The organism is Shewanella electrodiphila (genome assembly GCF_023283985.1).
GTDB lineage: Bacteria > Pseudomonadota > Gammaproteobacteria > Enterobacterales > Shewanellaceae > Shewanella > Shewanella electrodiphila.
Window position 1 is genome coordinate 539,864 of the sequence record NZ_JAKIKU010000001.1, and the last position, 23,542, is coordinate 563,405.

A 23,542-nucleotide genomic window follows, 5' to 3' on the forward strand; every position below is an offset into this window, starting at 1 on the left:
CGCTTTGGTGTTAACCCGTTAGCTATAAACTTAAATCAATGTTGATCTATTCTATCGTTTATTGATTATCCAAATATTGCTCAACGGCATCATTACGTTCTTCTACATGAGAAATTAATTCATCTATCGCTTGGTAAAATTCATTACTGTTGTTTAAGAATGAATACCCCGACCGCTCAGATGTCACATAAGGTTCAATTAACGCTTGGTAGTCTTGATACTTTGCTTGTATTTGATTGGTTTCGAATGCTGTTTGTGACACTGAAAGCAGGTACTCGTTGTAACGATTTTTGTATTCCTCATCCGCATAAATATTGCCAATGAGTGGCCAATCTGCTGAATTTAAGTCAGAGAAGTCTAGCGCTAATGCACCGCCCATTTTTCCATCTTGAAGAGTTTCGTTATGATCCCAAGGGATCCAAGTGAGTAGTGACGTTTCAGGGTTATTATATAAATAATAGTTGTGTGGCATAACGCCATAGGAGTCCCAGTTTTGAATAATGCCATTAACAGCTAAGTAGTTAAGATACGCATCAACATTAAATACTGCCTCTAAATTAGCCCGCCAAGTTTGTGGGTCGCTAGTGGCCGTATCATCGTGTAATGCACTGAATAATGCTTGGATATCAGACCAATCAGCATCATCTTCATTGGTTTTTTTCTCAAAGTTCTCTTCATTAAAGCTGCCATAAGCAAACGTGGCACCATCGTCTTCAGGCTTATAGAGATTACCATCATCACTGCTAAATTGTGTGTCGAGAACTTCGCCGTCAACTTCTTCAACTAAGGTGTACAAACCAAAGTATTCAGGGCCGTCACCATGGTCAACATAGAGGGTATAAAATGCGGTGTGCGACACTGCAAGCCCTGCATCGTAGAACACATCAGCCGCGACTTTTTCACGTACGAAAGAAGGGTCGCTATAGTTGTTTTTAAGACTAAATTTTTTAAAACCATAAAAGCGTTGGTTATCAATTTGCGGATAGTCATCTTCGTACTCATCAAAATCCAACTTGAACGAGAGTTTTAAAATCCCTTGTTGCCAACTGGTTTGCAGTGAAGAATTTCCCTTGAATCTTATCCCAACTCGGTACCATTGAGTGTCGTTATAAAATACTTCGGCGGGGACAAATATTGGGTCTTCATCAGTATCTGTTAAGTCATTGTTTGACGTTGATTGACCAAAAGTGCCGTAAAGAGCTGTCATGTCATCTAGCATGCTTTGCCAGTTAGCTTCGGTGACCACAAAATCGAGGCGTTTTACTTGGGTATCGTCAAACACTTCGTCAAAATTAGGATCGACATCTTTGGTGTGTGTGGCTTCTGTCCAATCGGTTGCTTCGAAATCTGAATCGTAATCGATAACTGGGGTTACAGTCTCTTCAGGTACTATGATGACTGTATCTTCACTGGTGCTGTCATCATCACTACTGCCACAACCTGTGAACAAAAGTAAGCTGCTCAACAGCACAATAGAAATAGATAAATATGGTTTGTTATTTGGGGTATTAACGTCGAAAAAACGATCTAGTGTGGACATAATTCTCTCCTGTAATCGAGCCACTCGAAACCATTACCATTGGGTAAGATGCCGAATGAATAGCTTAATTAAAGAGTGTGCAAAGAATGAGCAGAAACTGAGGAGTTAGCATGGATTTAAGGTGTTAGATATTTGATGCAGGTGACTAAGGCTTGCTAAATGCGACTTTAAGCGATGACTTTATATGATAAGTGTAAGCGATACTTTTAAGTGTATTCGTGTATTCGTGTATTCGTGTAATTTTAAGTGTGTGATTTTAAGTGTGTGATTTTAAGGTGATAACCGCAATAACAATATGCAAAATCGTGTTATTGCGGTTTTCATATTTAGCTGTTTTTACTTATCCCGAATTCAGGTTACTTAGTTCGCTCAATAGTTTGCTTCCAAAATTGCTTTGAAAGGTGGCTGGTTTTATTGGCCAGTCGTCCCATTTGTTCACATTTGTTCTGCGTATCTTCGGTTTGGATTAGACTTTGGTTTGAAAGCTCATCAATTTGCTGAATCGATCGACTAATATCTTCCGCTACTAGAGTTTGCTGGCTCATTGCTGCTGCGTTGAGCGCTGCCATATCTTGAATTCGATTAATCGATGATAAAAGCTGGTCAAAAGCACCATCGGCTTCTTCTGCTAATGATACAGAAATATCAACTTGGCGCTGACCTGCTTCCATTGCTTGGGTGGCTTTTTGAGTGCTTTGTTGGAAATTAGCCACGATATGTTCAATTTCTGCAGTGGATTCACTGGTGCGAATCGATAATTGTCTTACTTCATCGGCAACCACCGCAAAGCCTCTGCCGCTTTCTCCAGCTCTTGCTGCTTCAATAGCTGCATTGAGTGCGAGTAGGTTAGTTTGTTCTGCAATGCCTTTGATTTCGCTCAGCACGCTAGCAATAGATTTACTGTCGCGCTCGATGGTGTTAACCACAGTTGAAAATTGAACCACTTCTTTTCTGAGCTCACCAATTGAGTTAACCACTTTCACCATGCTGTTATGGCCTAGGTTAGCAGCTTCCTGGCTGGTGGTAATTTCTTGGGCGGTATTGTGCGTATTGTCATTCACTTCTGCAAAGCTGGTGGTCATTTCTTCCATCGCCGTGGCAGCTTGGCTGGTTTGTTGGGTTTGCTCTTGCACTCGCTCGCGTGTCTGAATAATCGTGTCATTGAGTTGCTGGCTTTCTTCACTGATTGACGAGGCAGAATCAGCCATACGACCAACCACACCACCCATTTCAGTAATTAAATAATTTAAAGCTAAATCAATTTTGCCTAACTCGTTTTGGTTTGAAGCAAAAACACCACAAGCAATCGGATCATCAATTATTTGGGTCGCTTTGTTTTCAAGATCTTTTAATGGTCGGGTGAGGAAGTAAATCCCAATACCAGCAAGAATTGGAATAAAAATAGCTGCAACAAGCATTGGCATAACTAATGGCGCGACAGCGGCGATTAATGAGATAAATACAGCCCATAAACACAGTGCTCCAGTAAAACTAAATAGAGGAGGGCTGAGTTCTGCAGGTTGCTTACCGTCATTGAGTTGTTGATAGATTTTTTCTGCTGTAGCGATATGTTCACGGCTTGGTTTACGACGAATAGATTGAAGTTCATGTAAGCGTCCATTTTCGTAAACGGGTGATATATAGGCGTTCACCCAGTAGAACTTACCTGTTTTGGTTTTATTTTTAACGATGCCACACCATGGTTTACCTTCTTTTACATTATCCCACAGGGACTTGAAGGCGGCTTTGGGCATATCAGGATGGCGAACAATATTATGGGGCTTGCCATGTAACTCGTCTGCACTGAATTCTGAAATATCGGCAAAAGCCTTATTGGCGTACTTTATATTTCCATTTAAGTCAGTGGTAGAAAGTAAAATACAATCATCAGTAAGGGGTTGTTCAATATTGTTGTTAGCCTTGTTATGACTCATAGAAATATAACCACATAAAAAAGAATGAGTTAGTTTGCCTTAGCTAATGTTATTTATTGTTGATATAGGTCAAATATTTGTTAACGCATTATTTTTGTTAGCAAAAGTGCGACATAGTGCTGATTTGTTACAAAGCGCATATGACTGAACATTTATAACAGAGCACTTAAATAAGAGGGCTATTGGTATCGACGTATATTGAAGTCTTAAACTGAAACCTGCTTGTGACGCAGAGACATTCCAGATTGAAACTTTACATACTCGCCATTGGAGGAGGTAACAGGGGTTTACTCCTAATTTTGTTAGCAGTTTCAAGCTTCAATGCAAGCTGATGTCTTGCTTTGTAACCCACTCATTAATATTTCAGCTAGGTAAAGTCTTGCGCCTTTTTACATGACGACAGTTGATAAACTGGCATTTGGCTAAGATTCTAAGCATACAAAAAAAGCACCCTAAGGTGCTTTTATAATATGGTCATATGACATCGCTGGTCTTACTTCATCAACGCAACGGCTTCCATATCCAGTTCAATATCGGTACAACCTTTGGCGCAATATATACCAGGGGATTTTGTGCTTACTTTCGCTTTAGCTGAGTTAGGCGGGAGTTGCAGTGTCAGTGGTTTATTGCACTCACTACACTGGGCGCTATTGCCTTTTAGCATGCGTTTTATCAGATTTTTTTGCTGATTAAATGACTCAAGCGTAGTGCCATTGACCGCTGAAAAATCTAATTTTTGTGTTTCACTCATACTGATACCTAATTCGCTTTACTGTTCTAATCATCAGCCTATTCCTTGACTATTTATTCCTAGATCAAGGGTATAGGCTGATAACGCAATTTGTTGTTTGATACATGACTTACCGCTAACTTACCGTTAACTTGCCATAAACTGATAACTGGCTCATATTGTAAAACAACAACTGCGGATTAGCAGTTAGGTTATTTTACCTGATCAAGCGGGCTCCAACGTTGCAGTTCAACCGGAAGCGGTACGCCTTGAGCAGTCAATAAGTTAACGCGAGCTTGGTACGCTGCGCCATGCATCAAGTGTTTGGCTAAGTCTACCGCATTTCGCTGGGTATAATCATCTAAATAGCTGCCTTTTGCCCATTCATTGAACGCGCCAAGTGCAGGGCCTGCCCAAATTTGGTAATCCATTTCACGACCCACTTCGCCAGAGTTTGACCAACGGCTTGAAAGACCTAAATACCAACGGAAGATAAGTGCCATTTTACGTTTCGGGTTTCCTTCAGCACGCTCGATTTGCTTAGGGTCGCGCTCGTTAAAGTGGGCTACTGTGCCTGCCCAAATCTCATCGAGGGTTGAACGGAAGACTTGTTTTTCAAGTTTTTCACGCTCTTCTGCTGGTATAGCTTCAATGGATTCATAACGGGTGTAAATTTCATAAAGCTTGTTTGCGCGCATTGGGAACAATGTGCCGCGTTTAACCACTTGTAGTTTTACGCCCATTTCGAACATGTCAGCTGCTGGCGCCATGGTCACATCAGCCATTTCTGTTGTCGCAAGCAACTTACGAGTGTGTTCACTGGCTCCAGCTTCAACACAAGCTTGGTTAATTGAACCTGTAACGATATACGCTGCGCCCATGTTAAAGGTGGCGAGTGCCGCATCAGGGGTGCCGACACCACCGCCACAACCTACGCGAATAGGTGTTTTGTACTGATACTCAGCTTGCACTTTATCTTTTAGCGCTAAAATAGTTGGCAATAATGTCACTAACGGACGGTTATCTGTATGACCACCAGAATCAGCTTCTGCTGTGATGTCATCGGCCATAGGAACGAGCTGCGCAAGCTCCATTTGCTCTGCAGTGATTAAGCCTTCATCAACTAGTTTTTGCAGCATTTTAGCTGGGGCAGGTTGCATAAACTTAATAGCAACCTCGGTGCGGCTCACTTTAGCGATAACCTTGTTGGCGATAACGACTTCGCCTTGACTATCACGGCTTAAACCCGCTGCGCGATAATACACAATTTGTGGGGTTAGCCCTAAAAATGCTGATGCTTCAACGGTGCGCACTTTATGTTTTAAAAATAGTTCAACACTGCCACGCTCAAGCGCGGGTTCGCTTGGGCTATGGATTAAGTTAAACATGTATGGGCCATTTGGTAGCGCAGTTTGAATACGGTTAATTGCTTGCTCTACACGAGAAGGAATTAATCCTGCTGCGCCAAACGAGCATAAGATGCCAGCTTGACCTAATGCAATCACTAGCTCTTCTGATGAAATACCATTCGCCATCGCGCCTGCGTAGTATGCGTATTTAACCCCATGCACACGGCGGAAATTACTGTCGCCTAAACTTTGTGTTCCTAATGCAGGGGCAAATGCACTGACGGGTAGATCTTGTTGGCTGTTGATGCTTTCTGTCATCACTTGGGCATGTTGTGAAACACCCAAGCCCTTTTCAGGGTGATTAATCAGGTAACAAGCTTGAGTCAGTTCTTTTAATTTTTTACCGATAGTGGCAGTGTCAAAGCTGGCATCACTCGGGGCAACTTGCCAAGGCCATGGAGATAGCTTTTCGTTTTGAGTGCTTATAGTCATTATTATTCCTTTATGCCTCTTCGATACAGATTGCGATGTCTTTAACTTCGTATATACGTAAACCGTCTTTGCTTAGGTTTGCGTCACCTACAATAATGCGTTTGCCGTTTTCATCTTTAACTGCACTGATGTGCACATCTAACGACATTTGTTTATTCAGTGGGTTAATTTGGCCACGGTACTTCCATTTGATGTCAGATAAAATCTGACCAAATTTAGGGTTAGTGAAACCTTTACCTAAGTCTTTACTGATGGCGTAAGTTTGCATTAACTCGATAATCGCTTCAACGCCTAATGAACCCGGCATCACAGGATCTTGATGGAAATGGAACTGGAAGAACCAATCACTTGGGTCAATGGTGCGAGATGCAGACAAGTAACCTAAACCATTTTTGCCCCCTTTATCAACGATTTCAGCTTTGTCGATAAAGTTAAGCTGACCACCGGCTAGACGGTAATGTGGCTGATTAGCAGGCGCATGGAATACGCGAGATTGCTTATCCAGTAAATCAACGGTGATATCGGCAGCAACATTGTTTTCAACATGCCAAGGCTGCGTGATGCGGCCATTATCAATACCCAGTTGGTTTTTAAGTGCATCGCCTTTGAAGTAACCAAATACCGCGCTGCCTTTGTAGAAAGGCTCGCCATCGACACTTAAATCAAAGGTGAAACTTTGAATAATGTTACTGCCAGCTATCACGGTAGATAACAGTTTTGAGTCGTTAACAATGGTTTTACCGCGCAAATCCACATCGCGGAGTAACTCGCCACTACCATCAAGGTTACGGAAGAATAACTCTTCACCTGGGAAGCCTAACGTCGTGCCCATGTAACCTGAGATAAAACCGTTTGGTTGCAGTGAGATTTCCATTAGTACTGAATATGGCATTACAGAGGCATGGCTGTTTTTAGCAAAGTACCATGCATCTGTTGGGACTTCGTATTCAGCGATACATGATGATGGCTTTTTAAGTTCGCCACGTTTACCGTCAATATCGATAATACGAGTGGTTAACTGTAAGTCACCACACGGCGTACGAGGTGGGATAAAGCCGCGATAGATACTAAAGTCAGGGCCAAAACAGTTTTCTATGTTGCCTGTGGCAAATTCAAACATGTGATAAGCAGTGAACGGCAGCGTATCAGGGGTGCGGTTTGGATAGTCAGGGATCAGCGGCGCTTCAACATGCTGCAGTGGGATAACCCCTTTGTTGGTTGGTGCGCTTAAGTCAGGCACTTGCGCCATTAACGGTGCATTTGTTGATGCAGGCGTATTATGGCTATTGTTGTTTTGGACTGTGCTTGAAATGATAGCACTTGTCTCTGAAGTGTCGCCGATGAAACGGGTACATTCGGCTTCTTCTTTAATCATCACACCAAGGTTTTGGAAATCAACTACCGCTTTACCATTGAGTAAAATATCAATGTTTGCTTTTGCATATGGGCGAGGGTGAGTACCAATTTCAGTGATTTCCATGCGGTACGTTAATTCGCCATGTTGCGGCAATACTTGACCACGACAACGTACTTTTTGCGACGCATTTTCAAGTGGTTGGAAGCGGCCGTTTTCAACTAAGGTGTGCATGCCGATGTGCAACATAAAGAATTGCAGTAATTGGCCACAGCCTTCTGCCATCAACGAGCCAGCCATCACTTGGTCACCTTGGAAATGACAAGGGAAGTACCAATGATCAGGTGCTAAGGTTTTGTGGCCTTCAATAAAGCCTAAGCCCCAAGCGCCGCCATGAACTTGCAGGTTGCCAACTTGCTCAATCATCAAGAACTTTTCTGAAGCGAAACATAACGAGTCTTGTTTACCCGAAGCTTGTTGATGGTTGTGGTGTTCACCACTAAAACAACCACCAATATCGGCATTCAGTAGATGATGGATTTGTCCATAATCAAACTCAGTTTGCGCGCAATGTAGTAGTGGTTCAAAACGAGGTTTGTTCGGGTTGTTTAATGCTGTTTCACGGATTTTGATTTCATCATCAGTGCGAATAACGCCTTTGCCATCATCCAACTCTTGATCGGTAAAGAAGCCGGCACAACCGCCATCCATTTTGAGGATCATCTTATCGCCAACAAAACACTCGTAAGAGAAGAAGAATAATAAGGTGTCGCCATTTTTAGCAAAGTTGTTGATTTTAATATCGTAACGTAAGGTATCGCCGCCACGAGGTAAGTCATCTAAGAAGGTTAACGTACAATCAAGAAGACGATAAACGCGCTCACCTTTGTTTTCAAAATCAATGCCTAAGTAGCTGATCAGCATCAAATCGCATTGGCCTGACTCAACGGCTACTGCCCATGGAATTTGTCCGTCAACTAAATACGGCGCATCTTCAGGGATGTCATATTCCGTTGTCATGCTACATGGCTTGTATTGATTCATGGTGGCATCGAGCTTAGTAACACGAGATACCAATAAGTAATCTGTTGTAGGAAGACGTACACGGCGAGAGTAGTTATCAATTACAGCGTAATCTGGGCCAAATACTTTGGCAATATCGCCTTCTGCATATTCCACTAAATCAGCATAATTCCAAATACATGGCTTATCTGCTGGCACTGGCGCTGTGTATGGCGGCACGTTGGCATGATCTGGACGCAAAACTGGAGCAGATGCTACTGGCTGAGCTAACACGTTTGCTGCTTGGATAGGTGCAACAGCTTGTGCGACTGATTGGGCAATATAAGGCTGACCATTTGCATAGGCTAGCTCTTGCTTTAAGAGCGCGTCTGCCACTTTTAAACCTTGCTCACGGCTCTTCAAAAACGCTAATTGCGCTTGATGGGCTAACCATTGGTTTTGTTCAAACGCAGTTAAGTGTGCAGGTGGCACTTGGCTGATGGCAACACTTGGCACTTGGTTGATGGCGGTTTGAGGCGAAGCGACTTGCTTCGGCGCTGACTGGCTTGGTTTAGGGTTAAACTGGGTTGAACGATCAGAAAACGGCATAGAAGTCTCTGTTGTCATTGAAATTGGGGGAGTAGTGTCAGCTGTCACTGCATTTGTATTTGCTGGCGCAATAAACTGGTTACGCTCGGCCATCGTCAACGGAGTGCTTTTGGCTACTGGCGTTAATTTGGCCGTTTTAGCGCGAATACTGTCTAACTCAGGTAAAGGTGCATCGACAATATGTTGATAAATATCACGGCCACCTAAGCTGACTTGTTTCACTAAGCTCAGTTTTTTGGCGGTTTGCTGGCCAATATCTGTGTTTATTCGGGTCTTAAGCGCTGTTGATTGCTGCGCTGATTGACTAACGAGCAGTTGCGAACATTGATTTTCACTCATTGTGGCTACAACAAGGTTTTGACTTGTTGAATCTGTTTTAAGTGATAAAACGCCATGCAATAAGCTGGCAATACCCGATGCTGCAAACGTATGGCCAATGCACTGCTGCGCTTGGCTCGGGCTTGATTGGCTAAACATTTGCGATAACTGCTGCACTGCACTGATATTATTTGGCAATACCTGTCCATCTGGTGCTTGGTTAAGCTCCAGGGCATTAATCTGCTCAGCCGCTAACCCTGCAGGGGTTAACAAGCTATCGCTGATGCTATTGACTTGCTCGCTATGACCAAAGGCTAACGTATTAATTGTACCGTAGCTGTTTTGCAGTAATATTGATGTGTCATGTTCAGTGATTGGTGATTCTACTGCGCCTAAGGCTTGATGAATTAAATCTAACGACTCGACATTAACAGCTTTTGGTGTGGCGGTTTGCAGAACAATTGCACCAGCACCTTCACCAATATTAAGCGTTTGCTGCTGAGCTGTTTTCGCCCCTGTTTTCGCTAAGTTGGCCGTTTTTAGCACCATGTTTTCAATGCTGCCAGATAAATCAACCGCGGCAATAATCACTGCATCTAATGGCTCTTGACGAGATTCCATCGAGAATAAGTTTTGCGCCACATCAATACAGCGATTAACCGACTGCTCGCCCGCTGAAATCGTAAAGGCTGGGCCATTGAAATCCCATAACGATGAGATACGCGACGCCATAATATTACCAATGAAACTGGTATATTGGTTGAGCTTAGCGGCATCTAACACGCTGTCCATGGCAATGGTTTCAAGTGCTTGGTATTCAGAGTCAGATAAGCTTACGCCATGGGCCTTAAGGCTTGCTGCTATTTGGGTATGCAAATTGACTCGACCGCGAAATTGATGCAATTCAAGTTCAGTTTCCATTGCCACAAGCACGGCTACCTTACTACCTGACTCAAGCTTGGCATCATGTATCGCTTCATCAGCCACTTTCATTAATAACAGCTGCTGAGAAATCAAACGGTCATCTTCATTCGGTGGCACTTTGAAACGTAAAAAATCGAAATCAAACTGGTCGATATAAGCGCCCATTGGCGCTGTTTCTGCAATGCCAAATTGGCTTAATAATTCAGGGTGTTTATCAAGGCCTTTCCAACGTTTTGCTGGTAATGCACTAAAAGCATTTTGCTGAGTTGCAACGGCATTAGCGAATGCATTAATGGTGCTAAGGCAGCCAAAGTGCGATGCCATGCCGGTAATATGCATAGGTAATTGCGCATTGATTGTCGTTGAATGAGTCGCTGAATGAGTCGTTGAATGTGACGGGGTGCGAGTGCTGTTATTAGCATTATTTTTAGCAAAGTAAGACTCAACCAATAAATGAGCATTACAGCCACCAAAACCAAAAACCGATACCCCAGCATGGCGGGCTTTATTGCCTGCTTTGTCTGGCCAAGGTAATACATCATTGGGTAATGTGGCTGGGCCAAACATCTCCGATGGAGATGCAATCGGCGCGCTAATATTAATACTTGGCGGTAACATACCTTGGCGCATAGCAAAGATCATTTTCATGATCCCAGGCATTCCTGCAGCCGTCAGCAAATGACCTAAGTTAGACTTAGCAGAGCCAATGAGCGGCGTGTTGCTCCCTTTGAGCTTGTCACTGAAAAAGCGCTCCATTGAAGTCAGTTCAACTTTATCACCTAAAGGTGTGCCTGTTGCATGACACTCAATCACTTCAACTTTGTCTGGTCCAAAACGCTCAGAGCCAGCACTTTCATCGTGCATTGCTGCGTCAGCATAAGCACGCTCAAACGCTTTAACTTGGCCATCGCTATTCGGGCTTAATACAAATTGACCTTTGCCGTCATTTGATAATCCAATACCGCTAACCAACGCGTAGATATGGTCGCCATCGCGTTCGGCATCTTCAAGACGCTTTAGCACTAATACTCCAGCACCTTCACCGGCAAATAAACCTTTTGAGTTACTATCAAAAGGCGCAGAAATACCATGGTCAGGGTAGGCGTGAAAAATGGAGAAACCCATGTTAATAAAGAATGGGTCAGCGCCAGACACTGCGCCAGCAAGCATCATGTCAGCTTTGCCAGTATGCAAGTAGTCACAGGCAAGTTTTAGCGAGTAAACTGAACTTGCACAGGCGGCATCTAGGCTTAATTGCGCAGCGCCTAAACCCAGCGCGTCAGCCACTAACTTTGAGGCGTTATGAGCAATCGCACCGTTAGATAATGAGGCAGGTGTCGCCTGCGTTGCAAAGCCTTCAGAGTCAAAAGCTTGCAGGGTAAAATCAGCTTGCTGCAGTTTATGCTGTAAGGCTTTTTCTACCGCGCTGTGATACAGCGGGACAAACAACTCATTCGATTTTGCTGTTGGGAACGATAAGGTTCCCATTACAATCCCTGTACGGCTTAAGCTAGCTGCATTTTGTGGGTTTGTAATATCAATGCCAGCATCATTTAATGCGTTGCGGGCAGTATCTGTTGCCCATAAAAAGCTGTCATCAAGGCCGTCAAATTGCGCCACTGGGATTTTGTAACCATTAGCATCAAAACTGAAGTTTTGAATATAACCGCCTTTATCACAATAAAAGCGGTCTGACTGACCTTGTACACCAGTAAAATCAGCAGGGTTAGCATTGAGTTTTTGGCTGCTAATGGTTGTGCGAGAGTCTTTTTTATCTAATAGATTCTGCCAAAACTTTGCCGGTGTTTCCGCATCAGGGTATTGGGTCGCTAAACCGACAATCGCAATTTTTGGCAAACTCGCGTGTTGTGTATTCGATTGAGAACTCAAGATTGTTCTCCTTCTAATTGTGAGGCTAACTGAGAGTTTGATTGACTCATCGCAGTTTGACTTCTTTGCGCTGTCATAAGTTGCGTAGTCAAAAGGTTGGTTAAACCATCAGTTAAATAATTGAGTGATAACGGCACGTTGTGAGCCACAAGTTGAGCAATACATTTCAGTAGCGCTGTTAGGTCATCGCCGCCTTTAGCATTAGTTGCAATGGCTTGGCATGCTGAATTCATTACTGTATCGGGGGCTTCAGAGGTGCGGGTAATTTTGTCGATTAAGGTGCTGGTTTGTCTGTCTGCGCCAATTTCAACGAATAAACTGGCGCCTTGTTTACGTGTATTGTTTACTAATTCCGTAAAATTCAGCGGGTGGCAGAATGTATCAGCAATAGAGTCTGCAATTGCTTCGCTGGTGACGCTAACAGGTATAGTGCTGGCAGCGCTCATAAATTGTATTTGCGCCGCTTGTGCATTAAGTACAGCCTGATCATGAAGCGGTTGCTGATAGAATGTTTGCACATTGTCGCGTATTAGCATCGCAGGTTGGGTGTGCATCGCAGTAACACGATTCGCAGCAATCCCACGTTTACCTATTTGCTTAAGTAGCGCTTTACAGCTTTGCTCACAACCAGCAAGTACGCAGGTGTCGCCTTGAACGATGGCGAGATAAGCACGAGGGTAGTCACTTAAGGCAGCTTCTATGATGCTTGGCTCAGCGCGAACCACAAAACTATTCCAGACAATATCTTCATCATGATTCAATTGCCATGCTTGACGCACGCAATCTAATCGACCTGAAATGTCGGTGGTGAAAATGCTATTGGTTTGAGTTGCTTCAATCATATTGTGCGGCGTTTTCCACACATCAAGACTGGCCCACATCGACGCTTCACCCATAGAGTAACCCATGGCAAAATTTGGTTTTATAGCAAAGTGCTGGGTTAATATCTTAGTTAAAATATAACTCACACCGACACCAGCAATGGCCAGTTTATCTAGGCTCATATCTGATACTTTGGCATTTTCAGCGTAAATGCTTTCTGCTTGCAGCATGGCTTTGACGTCGCCTTCACGTTCTAATTGTGAAAACAGCGTTGGAAAGTAACTGGGTAATTGAGCAAACATTTGTGGGTAAACAGTACCTACGCCGGGGTAGACAAAACAGACGCCACTATGCGCGTCTTTTTGTAGGGATGAAGTATGTAAACAGCTCCCAGACGGCGTTTTGTAATCGAGTTCTGTTGTGTTGTTATTTAATGCTGTTTCAACAGCCAATAGCATGGCTTCGGCTTCAGTAAAAGCTGCAGCTGCCGAGTTTGCCATGATCACGGCCGATAACGCGTTATTGTTAGCAAACTTTTCCAGCTGAGTGAGCATTAAAGTCATGATGTTATCTGACTGCGATTTAATGCTATCAAGTTGGGCGTGTAAGTCTGTTAATTGCAATTTGAACGCTTGCAAATTATCTGCAGATAAAGGGATAAATATCCGCTTTTCATCCAGCATAGATTTTGCCTGGGCAAGCTCAGTTCCTTGAACTAACACAGCTGCATGATGATGAGCGCCTTCAGTGATATTGAAGCAAGCCACGCGGCTTTGATGCATTTCGCTGAACCAGTATTTTGAACTGTCTGCAGTGAGCTTAGCAGGCGTTTCAGGCATGCTTCGCGCTGCAATGTTGCCAACTAGCGTTATCAATTCAGCAAACTTATCTTTATAGCTGTTGCAATGAGTCGCATCCATTTGGATTGGGCTGATATGAGCGCGTTTCGCTTGAGATAATGCCTTAGAGGTTGCTGTTTTTGCATTACTATCATCGCCCATACCTGTTAAATAAGCATGGGGGTGGCAGCGATGCTTAGCAGCAACAATAGCTGGCATCATTAATAAACGATAAGGCATAGCAGGGTGGCTGAGTAGCACACTTTGCTGTTGTTCTATATGAACAATCGCTTGGGCTAAATAGTCACTAAAACTGATAGCTTGGTTTGCGGGGGCTGATGTGTCGTCTAACGATGACACATCAATTTCAAGCACGATAGCTGACAAACCAATACTGTCAGCTAAAGAACATGACTTGATGGCAGCAAAAGCAGAGCTGTTCATTTCAGCTTGCGCGGCGAATGAGAAAGACTCATTCGCCACTAACTTTAACGCGATGCGCATGTTAGCCGCACTTGCTGATGTTGTAGACTGTACTTTTTGTGCAGAAAGAGTTTGATTACTCACACTGACTCCTGCAAATCAGCTAATGCTTTAGCTGGGGCTAAAAAAGCCTCATTTAAGCTTTTGCTGATTGTCGTTTTAGCGTTTGTCATCGTACAACTTAGGCGGCCATCTTGATGATATAAAGCAATGTCAGCCGTTAATGAACGACTGGTACTTTTAACCACATTCAGCACTAAGTAGCCACTGTCACCTGATGCAAACGGTGCATAAGTGGTTAACTCACCAATGGTTGAAGGTAAGCTGGCTGCATCATGCTTGATACGCGCCCACACTAACATGGCTTGCAGTAGCAAATCTTCAGCGAAAGCCTGACTACCACCTAAACCTGTTTGCGGCGTAAAGCTTGCACAATCTTTAGCATCAATTTGTGGTAATTCAACCGAACAAACCAACTGCTTATCGTCGGCAATTAACAGCTGCTTTATTCCTTGAAGGCGAGGGCCGTGGAATAAGCTGCCGTTGCTATATAGCTCACTATCTGTGCTGATGACTTTGCCTGACTCTGCTAACTGCTGGGCGTTTTTTACCACTGTTGGTAGCGTGTTTGAAACAGCGACATTTCCGAGCTTCTCATTAACAACGTTCTCATTAACAAGGAGGCTGGCTTGATACTGAGGTCTAAGCAAACTATCCACATCATCACTTTGCATGCGACTAGCAATCAGTGCTGTTAAGCCTGATTCAGTTTGCGTCAGTTTCAACGTTAATACTTGTGGCTCTTTAGTCTCGAAAATAATGCCTTTTAGCAGCTTATAATCTTGAACCAATACAGGCAGACCACACAATTGCTGCGCAGTTTCACGCATCCATTGTATGGCGCACACTGTTGGTAGTACTGGATTACCCGCGATGCAATGATCTTCAATGAAAGGCATTGCAACAGGATTTAGTACTCGTTCAACACTCACCGTGTTACTCACAACACGGTGACTTGCAGCATTATTTAAAGAAAGAATCAGCGAACCCTCGGCATTATGCGAAGAGTCCGCATTAAGCTTTTTTACAGCAGCGCCTTCAGTTGATGCCGAACCTTGCATACTTGAACCGATTAATAGCTGTACGCCAGACTCAGACAATAGACTGTGAGCAAACAAGTTTGCGCCTTTATCGAGCGGAATCACATATACGCCGCGTTCAACAAACATTTTCTTTAAGGCTGAACTGACCATACCGCCGTCCCAAGGTCCCCAGTTAAAGCTCATCACTTTTGCTTGCGGGTAGTTTGCTGCAAGTTGTAGTGCTGTCTTGTTAAGGATCTCATTCGACATTGAGTAATCACTTTGACCCGTATTGCCATAGAAACCCGCTGCAGATGAGAACATAGCAACTAGCTTCAATTTGCTTGCATCAATCGCATTGATGATGCCAGCAAAGCCTGACACTTTAGTGCCATATACACGGCCTAACTCAGCTAATGTTTTGTCTTGAATGTGTTTATCGGCGAGTACACCAGCACCATGAATTATGCCTGTAATTGGTTTTAGACCAGCAAGTGATTGTTTAATAGCTGCATCTGAACTGACATCCATGCTGACGTACTCAGCACTTGCGCCAACGTCTTTGAACGCGGCTAGTGAGCGGTCAATCTCTAAACTGCTGGTAATCGGCCAAACTAAGGCATCAATTTGCTTAGGTGTTGGCTTGTTACCTTGAGATTGAATAAACCCGATTGCAGCAGCTTTTAATTCTTTTGCTTGTTTGCCTTGAGCCCAAGTCGGTAAATTACCAGCTAAATGCTCACTGCGACCCGCTAGGATAAAGTGCGACTGGGTTTGCTTAGCAAGTGTTAAGGCACATTCAAATGTCACGCCTTTTGCGCCGCCAGTAACAAGCACTGTGTCACTACTATTGAGCGATGTTGTTTGGTAGCGAGTTTGCGCCGCTGTTGTTGCTGTGAGTGTGTGACGACCTTGGTCGCTAACACCGACTTCTGCAATGCTTGTTTCAACATCATAAAGCTCTGCAATCACTGCTTGAGCAAGCTCAACAGCTTCAAAACTTGGTGCAATATCTAATGCTCGACAAAACACGTTTGGCCACTCATGGCCGAGGGTTTTGGTGAGACCAGATAAAGCAGCCTGGTTAAGCTCAGCTTTTGCCAGTTCAGTGGTATTTAAATAACCAAAACCACCATCAATACGGCTCACTGTCATAAAGCTTACGCGTTGTGATTGTGCTAATTCGCTAAAACGACTTTGTAGATGTTTTGCCATCAAGAAAGCTTGCTCAACTGCGATAAATCCAGCATCACTTAATGGTAAGTTGCCTGATGTTGCGAGTTGAGGCTGCAGGTGAACAAAACCTGCAATCTTATGTTGCTTACTGATTTGAGCTATTACATCGCTAATTGCTTCATCACTGACCGCTGATAAAGTGAAGCTGGCAATATCGCTACTTAGCGGTGATTGCGCAGATGTCACAGATTCAGGGCTACGAATAACGGCGACGGTTAGGCCTGTTGCTACTAATTTTTCAGCTAAAACACCTGCGTTATGACCGTCATCATTGATAACGATACATGCGTCTTTTGAAAAACAGTCAACTAACTTATCCGCCGCTGGTAGCTTTTTTAGTGCGACTTCCTGATGAGGAGGTAAGTCGTTTGCTAAATCTGCTGTGGCTGTTGGTGCAGCTGCCGTTGATGCTGCAGTGTTCACAACACTGCTTGTCGTTAGTTTGCTGTTCATGTAGCTAACGATTTCGCCTAAAGTGCGACATTCTGCTAAATCTTCAGGGTTTAGGTCTGGTAAGCCAGGTAGTTCGTCTTGAACAGTACCTAAGATTTCAACTCGCTTGATTGAGTCGATGCCTAAATCCGCTTCCATATCCATGCTTAGTTCAAGCATTTCCGTTGGGTAGCCGGTCTTTTCAGCAACCACAGTCATCATAGTGCTTTGAACTTGCTCTGCAGATAAACCTGACGGGGCGCTCAGGGCTGTTTCAGCTGATAAACCACTAACTGCTGGAGCTGCCTGTGTATTAGCGCCTGCGGCTGCACTTGTAGGAAGAAGCTTGCTGTTCATATAGCTGACGATTTCACCAAGTGTACGACACTCAGCTAAATCTTCAGGGTTAAGCTCTGGCAAGCCTGGTAGCTCGTCTTGAACAGTACCTAAAATCTCAACACGTTTGATTGAGTCGATGCCTAAATCCGCTTCCATATCCATGCTTAACTCAAGCATTTCAGTTGGGTAACCGGTCTTTTCTGCAACCACAGTCATCATGGTGTTTTGAACTTCTTGAGCTGATAAACCATTGTTAGCAGGAGCAACTTGCGTCACTGGTGCAGTGACAGTATTTGCACTGACTGCAGGAAGTTTGCTGTTCATGTAGCTGACGATCTCACCAAGGGTACGACACTCAGCTAAATCTTCAGGGTTAAGTTCTGGCAGTGTTGGTAGTTCATCTTGAACGGTACCTAGAATCTCAACACGTTTGATTGAGTCGATACCTAAATCCGCTTCCATATCCATGCTCAACTCAAGCATTTCAGTAGGGTAACCCGTCTTTTCAGCAACCACAGTCATCATGGTGTTTTGAACTTGTTCAGCGCTTAAACCTACTGGAGCAGAACCAGCAGTTTGTAGCTGAGAGCCTTCAGCGGCACTTGTAGGAAGTTTAGAGCCTTCAGCTGGCAGCTTAGAGTTCATATAAGAAACGATTTCGCCCAAGGTGCGACACTCAGCTAAATCTTCAGGGCTCAATTCTGGCAGTGTTGGCAGTTCATCTTGAACGGTACCTAAAATTTCAACACGCTTGATTGAATCAATACCAAGGTCTGCTTCCATATCCATGCTCAGTTCAAGCATTTCAGTTGGGTAACCCGTCTTTTCAGCAACCACAGTCATCATGGTGCTTTGAACTTGTTCAGCGCTTAAACCTACTGGAGCAGAACCAGTAGTTGGTAGCTGAGAGGCTTCAGCGGCACTTGTAGGAAGTTTAGAGTCTTCAGCTGGTAGCTTAGAGTTCATATAAGAAACGATTTCGCCAAGGGTACGACACTCAGCTAAATCTTCAGGGCTCAATTCTGGCAGTGTTGGTAGTTCGTCTTGAACGGTACCTAAAATCTCAACACGTTTGATTGAATCAATACCAAGGTCTGCTTCCATATCCATGCTCAGTTCAAGCATTTCAGTTGGGTAACCGGTTTTTTCAGCTACGACTTCAAGCATTGTATTAAGCACGGTTTCTGCGCTAAGACCTGATGCTGGTGCTGCAACAGCAGTTTGAGCTGCTATTTGAATCCCTTCAGCTGCATTTGTAGGCAGCTTGCTGTTCATATAATCAACGATTTCGCCAAGTGTACGACATTCAGCTAAATCTTCAGGGCTTAACTCTGGTAGCGTTGGTAGTTCGTCTTGAACGGTTCCTAGAATTTCAACACGCTTGATTGAATCGATACCAAGGTCTGCTTCCATATCCATGCTTAATTCAAGCATTTCAGTCGGGTAACCGGTCTTTTCAGCAACGACTTCGAGCATAGTGTTCAGCACTGTTTCTGCGTTTAAACCTGCAGGCGCTGCTGCAACTACCGGCGCAACGACAGGAGCAGTAATTGGGGCAGGTGCTTTTACTGGTTCAATACGTGGCGCTGGAGCTGCCATAGCGGCAGGTTTGGAAACAGGCGCTTGTACTGGAGCGGCTACTTTTACAGCTTCAACGACTGGTGCTGGCGCTGTAATCACTGGAGTTGCAGCGATAGGCGCATTAACTCTAGGAGTATTGATAACAGGAACTGCAACAACAGGCGCTGTCGCTACTGGTGCTTGACCAGTCAGCATGCTTAATGCGTTTTGGCTTGACTGTGCTTGTTGCTCAAGGAACAAAGTATGACTTTGTAGTGTTTGAGCTTGATGCTGGTGGAATAGCTCCATTGAGCGTTGTAGGCTCTCAGGAATAGCATGTCCTGCAGCAGCCATTTTACTTTGCTCGGCCATTAGATGAGTAAAGGTGTCACCATATTGCTGTGGAATGGCTAAGAACTGCTGATGTAAATCAGCTGCTTGCTGTTGTGCATTGAAGAACGCTTCTAAGCTGCCTGAAGCTGGAGCACTTTGTGCTGGAGCTTGAGGTGCTATTTTTTGAGGCGCTTGAGCAGCAGCGTTAGACACTGCAGTTGAACCTGATGCGGCAACTTCAACGTATTCTGTTTTAATGACTTCTTTTTCCACGATTTTCTCTACTACTTTTTCAACCGGTACTTCAACCACTTTTTCGACAACAGTTTCAACAATTTGTGAAGTGACTTTGCCAGTGGTTAATGATTTTTCCATTTTAGCGCGGGTTGGTGCACTGATATGGTTTGAAGCTGTTAGCTTGACGTTCATGCCTTTCGGCACTGCAGGGGCGGCGATTTCTGCTTGATAAGGATCAACCTCCGTTAGCGGTGCGCCAAGTACGTTAAGTTGCATAGCCGCAATACGTAACTGCAGATCGCTGTTACCTTTCGGATTGGGATTGATGCTAATCACTGATACGCTTTCTGCTTTGTTACCTAGCGTGGCTTCAACCAGTTTCTGCAAGATATTCTTAGGCCCGAACTCAACAAATACACGCGCTCCAGCGTCATACATGCTGTTTAACTGATCAGTAAAGCGAACCGACTGTAGCATGTGCTGTTTAAATGCCGCTTTAATCGACTTAGCATCCGTTGGATGTTTTTCACCGCTGGCATTTGAGAATAATTCAACTTTGCAGGCAGTAAACTTGGCTTTATCGATGGCTTTAGCGAATGGCTTTTGTGCATGTCCTACAAGTGGCGTATGGAATGCGCCAGAGACAGGCAGTGCAATGGCTTTAAAGCCTAATGCGCTAATGGCTTTAGCTGCTTGTGCACAAGACTCTGTAGGGCCTGCGATAACAAGCTGAGTCGCAGAGTTATAATTAGCGACTTTTACACCGTCAAATTCAGCAATACAGGTTTCTAACTTAGCGATGTTATCGCTGTTTGCTGCATCAGCATCATGAGCTGGCAAGATAATGGCGTACATGGTGCCTTTATCTAATTCATTACCGTCTTTATCTATAGCCGATGAAGCCATAGCTGCGCCGCGAGCATATGAAAGCTGATAGTAATCATCATTTGAAATTACCCCAGCGGCACATAATGCTGAAAGCTCACCAAAGCTATGACCTGCAAACATATCCGCGCTAAAGCCTGCCTGACTCAGTAACTGATACTGACTCATGCTGACTACGCCAATAGCACTTTGCGCATTGTCGGTGCTGGTGAGTAATGCCGCTTGTGCATCTTTATCTGCTTTTTCAAAAGCAGGAATAGGGAACATCACTTGTGATAGTGGTGTTTTGTCAAAGCTTGCAAACACTTTATCGGCTTTGATCAGTTGCTGACGCATTTCAGGGAAATGACAAGCGACTTCAATACCCATGTTGACGTATTGCGAGCCTTGGCCGGCAAATAACGCTGCGACTTTTGGTTCGCTAGTCGCTTTTTTACCCTTAGTTGTCACAGTGATGAGTGCTGATGAGCGGTAACTGGTACCCGATGGCAATTGCCATGCTTCTGAATCGTTATTAAGTTGCTTTAACGCTAAACCAAGCTGAGTGGTTAGCTCGGTAAGGTTTGATACCACAAGACCTAAGCGGGCAGCGGAATCTTCAATTTTAGTCACTGCATATTGCTTGGCAATGCGCGTGAGCTCTGCTTGCTCAATACTGCTATTGTCAGTACCTTTAAGTGCGCTGATTTCAGCGGTTAACTTATTCACTTCTGCAATTAAGGCTGCTTTGTTATCAGCACTAATTAATAAGCTTTGAGCCACTTGGCGTTGACGGTATTTGTCATCACGGCTGTGTTCTGGACTATATTCTTCCAATACTAAGTGGAAGTTAGTGCCACCAAAACCAAATGAGCTGATACCAGCACGACGTGGTGTGCCGTCAGGGCGAGGCATCCAAGGACGGGTTTCAGTGTTAACGAAAAACGGCGAATCTTCAACGTTTAGTTTAGGGTTTGGCTTAGAGACATTAATGGTTGGCGGTAGCACTTTGTGGTGCAGTGCAAGGGCGGCTTTAATCACGCCAGCAGTACCAGCGGTAGATTTAGTGTGACCCACTTGAGATTTAACCGAACCTAACGCAATGTGCTGTTTGGTTGGGTCATTTTCACCAAATACTGATTTAAGACCATTGAATTCGGCTACATCACCTGCTGCAGTGCCTGTGCCGTGCGCTTCAATTAAGCCAACGGTTTCAGGGGCAAAACCTGCATCATCATAAGCACGTTTTAGTGCTTTTGCTTGGCCTTCAGGGCGCGGAGCATAAATACTTTTGAACTTACCGTCAGATGAAGCGCCAACCCCTTTAATGACTGAGTAAATACGGTCACCATCACGTTCTGCATCTTCAAGGCGCTTAAGGGCTACCATGCCGATACCTTCACCAATCATCATGCCTTTTGAATCGATATCAAAGGGTTGAATCGTTTCATTGGTGGTGAACGCTGGGGTTTTTGAAAAGCTCATGTACATTGAAGGTGAGTTATCGGTACAAACACCACCAGTGATCATCATTTCACTGCGGCCTTCAACCAGCTCAGTTAATGCCATACGCATTGCGGCAAGTGAGCCTGCACATGCAGCGTCAACAACACAGTTCATGCCGCCTAAATCGAAGCGGTTAGCAATACGACCTGCAATAACATTACCTAGTGAGCCTGGGAATGAGTTTTCTTCCCAGTGAATGTACTGGTCTTGGAATTTTTTGATCAGCATATCGCTGTCAGCATCACTTAGGCCGCTACTTTTAAATACCTTTTTAAGCACTGGGTATTGCAGGCGCGCCGTTAAGCTTGCATTGATCTTTTGACCGCCACCCACACCCAGCGTAATACCGATTTTGTCAGTATCGTACTCAGAGGTAACGCCCGCATCTGCAAGAACTTCTTTGGCAATGACTAGCGAAAGCAATTGTGAAGTATCAGTCAGTTCTAAAATATTTGGTGGCAGGCCGAATTCCATTGGATTAAAGTCAACTTCTGGAATAAAGCCACCACGTTTACAGTAGCTTTTATCTGGCGTTGATTTATCAGCATCAAAGTAATCTTCAGGACGCCAGTGCGACTCAGGCACTTCGGTAATCGCATCAATTTTTTCACTGATTAAATCCCAAAATTTATTCAGGTAACGCGAATTTGCAAAAATGCTTGCCATGCCAACAATGGCAATTGGCATGTCTTTAAGGCGTTTATTTAATCTCGAATCTTGAGATTGACTGTTTTCTTGAGAGAGCGTCTCAGGATTAGTAGGGGTTTGGCTCATTTTGAGTCTCCAGTACTCAGCTTATCCTTAGCTGATTTATTATTTTGAGGCGCGTTTTCTGCTGCAGTTGCACCAGGAAAACGAGCTAAAAATGTATGGTAATTTTTGACGAGTAACTTACGTAGATGAAACGGTCCGTGCTTTAACACATAAGCGATATATCGATTGGTCGCTTGTGTGTGGTTGTCTTGATAGATGTCGAGATAAACCCAGTCGGTTGCAAAATCGACACCGAGTAAAATTGAATAACTGTCTGCTTGTGTCAATTGCGGTGGAATGGTTAATGAAACCACTTGTACCACGTTATCGGGCGTAGCCTCTGGTAGAGCAAGGGTGTTAGCCAGAGTTTCAGGGTTTAAGGTGTAAGTCGCTACATCTGTACCCTGAACAATGGGTAACTGATTAAAATATCGTTCAGGTACAAAAGGGCTTTCAAACTCATCGAGTTTGGATACACCGTAACGTTTAAGACAACGGGCTAAACCAGAGCGAGATACGTTTTCATTGATGAACTGTTGGGTGACTTTTAGCAGCCTATCTAAGGGCATTTTCAATTGATAGCGCAACCCGACAACCACATACTCTTCCATTGGTGAAAGGGTGGTCTTTAAATGATGTGGGGTATTAGGTGTATCACTTATTGAGTCTCGCTTGCGCCACTTTCTGACTGTTGCTTCAGTAATATTAAGAATTTTAGCTAACTGGCTGACAGTAAACTCGGAAGTCTGAATGAATTGACGCATTTCAGGTGTCGTTGTTGCATTGCGATGGCGCACAGGTGTGTTTGCCGCATCACAATCGGAAGATACTTTTTTGCCAGGTTTTTTCATGGCAGATTTAGCTTGTCGGTTTGCTGTCATTTAAGGACGGCCATAGCAGAATGAATACTCCGT

8 protein-coding genes are annotated in these 23,542 nt (G+C 44.1%); all 8 read right to left on the reverse strand.

What is annotated here, in order from left to right; all coding sequences use genetic code 11:
• Positions 1–58: 58 nt before the first annotated feature.
• The 8 genes from L2737_RS02430 to L2737_RS02465 all read right to left on the reverse strand — a co-directional run bounded on the left by L2737_RS02430 (position 59) and on the right by L2737_RS02465 (position 23,509).
• Entirely contained in the window at positions 59–1,540 is a 1,482-nt protein-coding gene (locus L2737_RS02430; protein ID WP_248954647.1) for a CotH kinase family protein, read from the reverse strand.
• 356 nt (positions 1,541–1,896) lie between these two features.
• Complete coding sequence (locus tag L2737_RS02435) at positions 1,897–3,474, reverse strand: methyl-accepting chemotaxis protein (RefSeq protein ID WP_248954648.1); 1,578 nt, start codon at positions 3,472–3,474, stop codon at positions 1,897–1,899.
• A 493-nt stretch (positions 3,475–3,967) separates the two neighbouring features.
• Positions 3,968–4,225 (reverse strand): hypothetical protein, encoded by a 258-nt coding sequence (locus tag L2737_RS02440; protein WP_248954649.1) that lies wholly within the window; start codon positions 4,223–4,225, stop codon positions 3,968–3,970.
• A 191-nt stretch (positions 4,226–4,416) separates the two neighbouring features.
• Positions 4,417–6,045: an eicosapentaenoate synthase subunit PfaD gene (pfaD, locus tag L2737_RS02445; RefSeq protein ID WP_248954650.1), complete on the reverse strand. Its 1,629-nt coding sequence runs from the start codon at positions 6,043–6,045 to the stop codon at positions 4,417–4,419.
• A gap of 10 nt (positions 6,046–6,055) precedes the next feature.
• Positions 6,056–12,184, reverse strand: coding sequence for a beta-ketoacyl synthase N-terminal-like domain-containing protein (locus L2737_RS02450; RefSeq protein ID WP_428848371.1), 6,129 nt, complete (start codon positions 12,182–12,184; stop codon positions 6,056–6,058).
• Positions 12,139–14,370 (reverse strand): PfaB family protein, encoded by a 2,232-nt coding sequence (locus tag L2737_RS02455; RefSeq protein ID WP_248954651.1) that lies wholly within the window; start codon positions 14,368–14,370, stop codon positions 12,139–12,141. The genes L2737_RS02450 and L2737_RS02455 overlap by 46 nt, the downstream gene beginning before the upstream one ends.
• Positions 14,367–22,649: a type I polyketide synthase gene (locus tag L2737_RS02460; protein ID WP_248954652.1), complete on the reverse strand. Its 8,283-nt coding sequence runs from the start codon at positions 22,647–22,649 to the stop codon at positions 14,367–14,369. The genes L2737_RS02455 and L2737_RS02460 overlap by 4 nt, the downstream gene beginning before the upstream one ends.
• Entirely contained in the window at positions 22,646–23,509 is an 864-nt protein-coding gene (locus tag L2737_RS02465) for a transcriptional regulator (RefSeq protein WP_371995918.1), read from the reverse strand. The genes L2737_RS02460 and L2737_RS02465 overlap by 4 nt, the downstream gene beginning before the upstream one ends.
• Between the last annotated feature and the right edge of the window lie 33 nt (positions 23,510–23,542).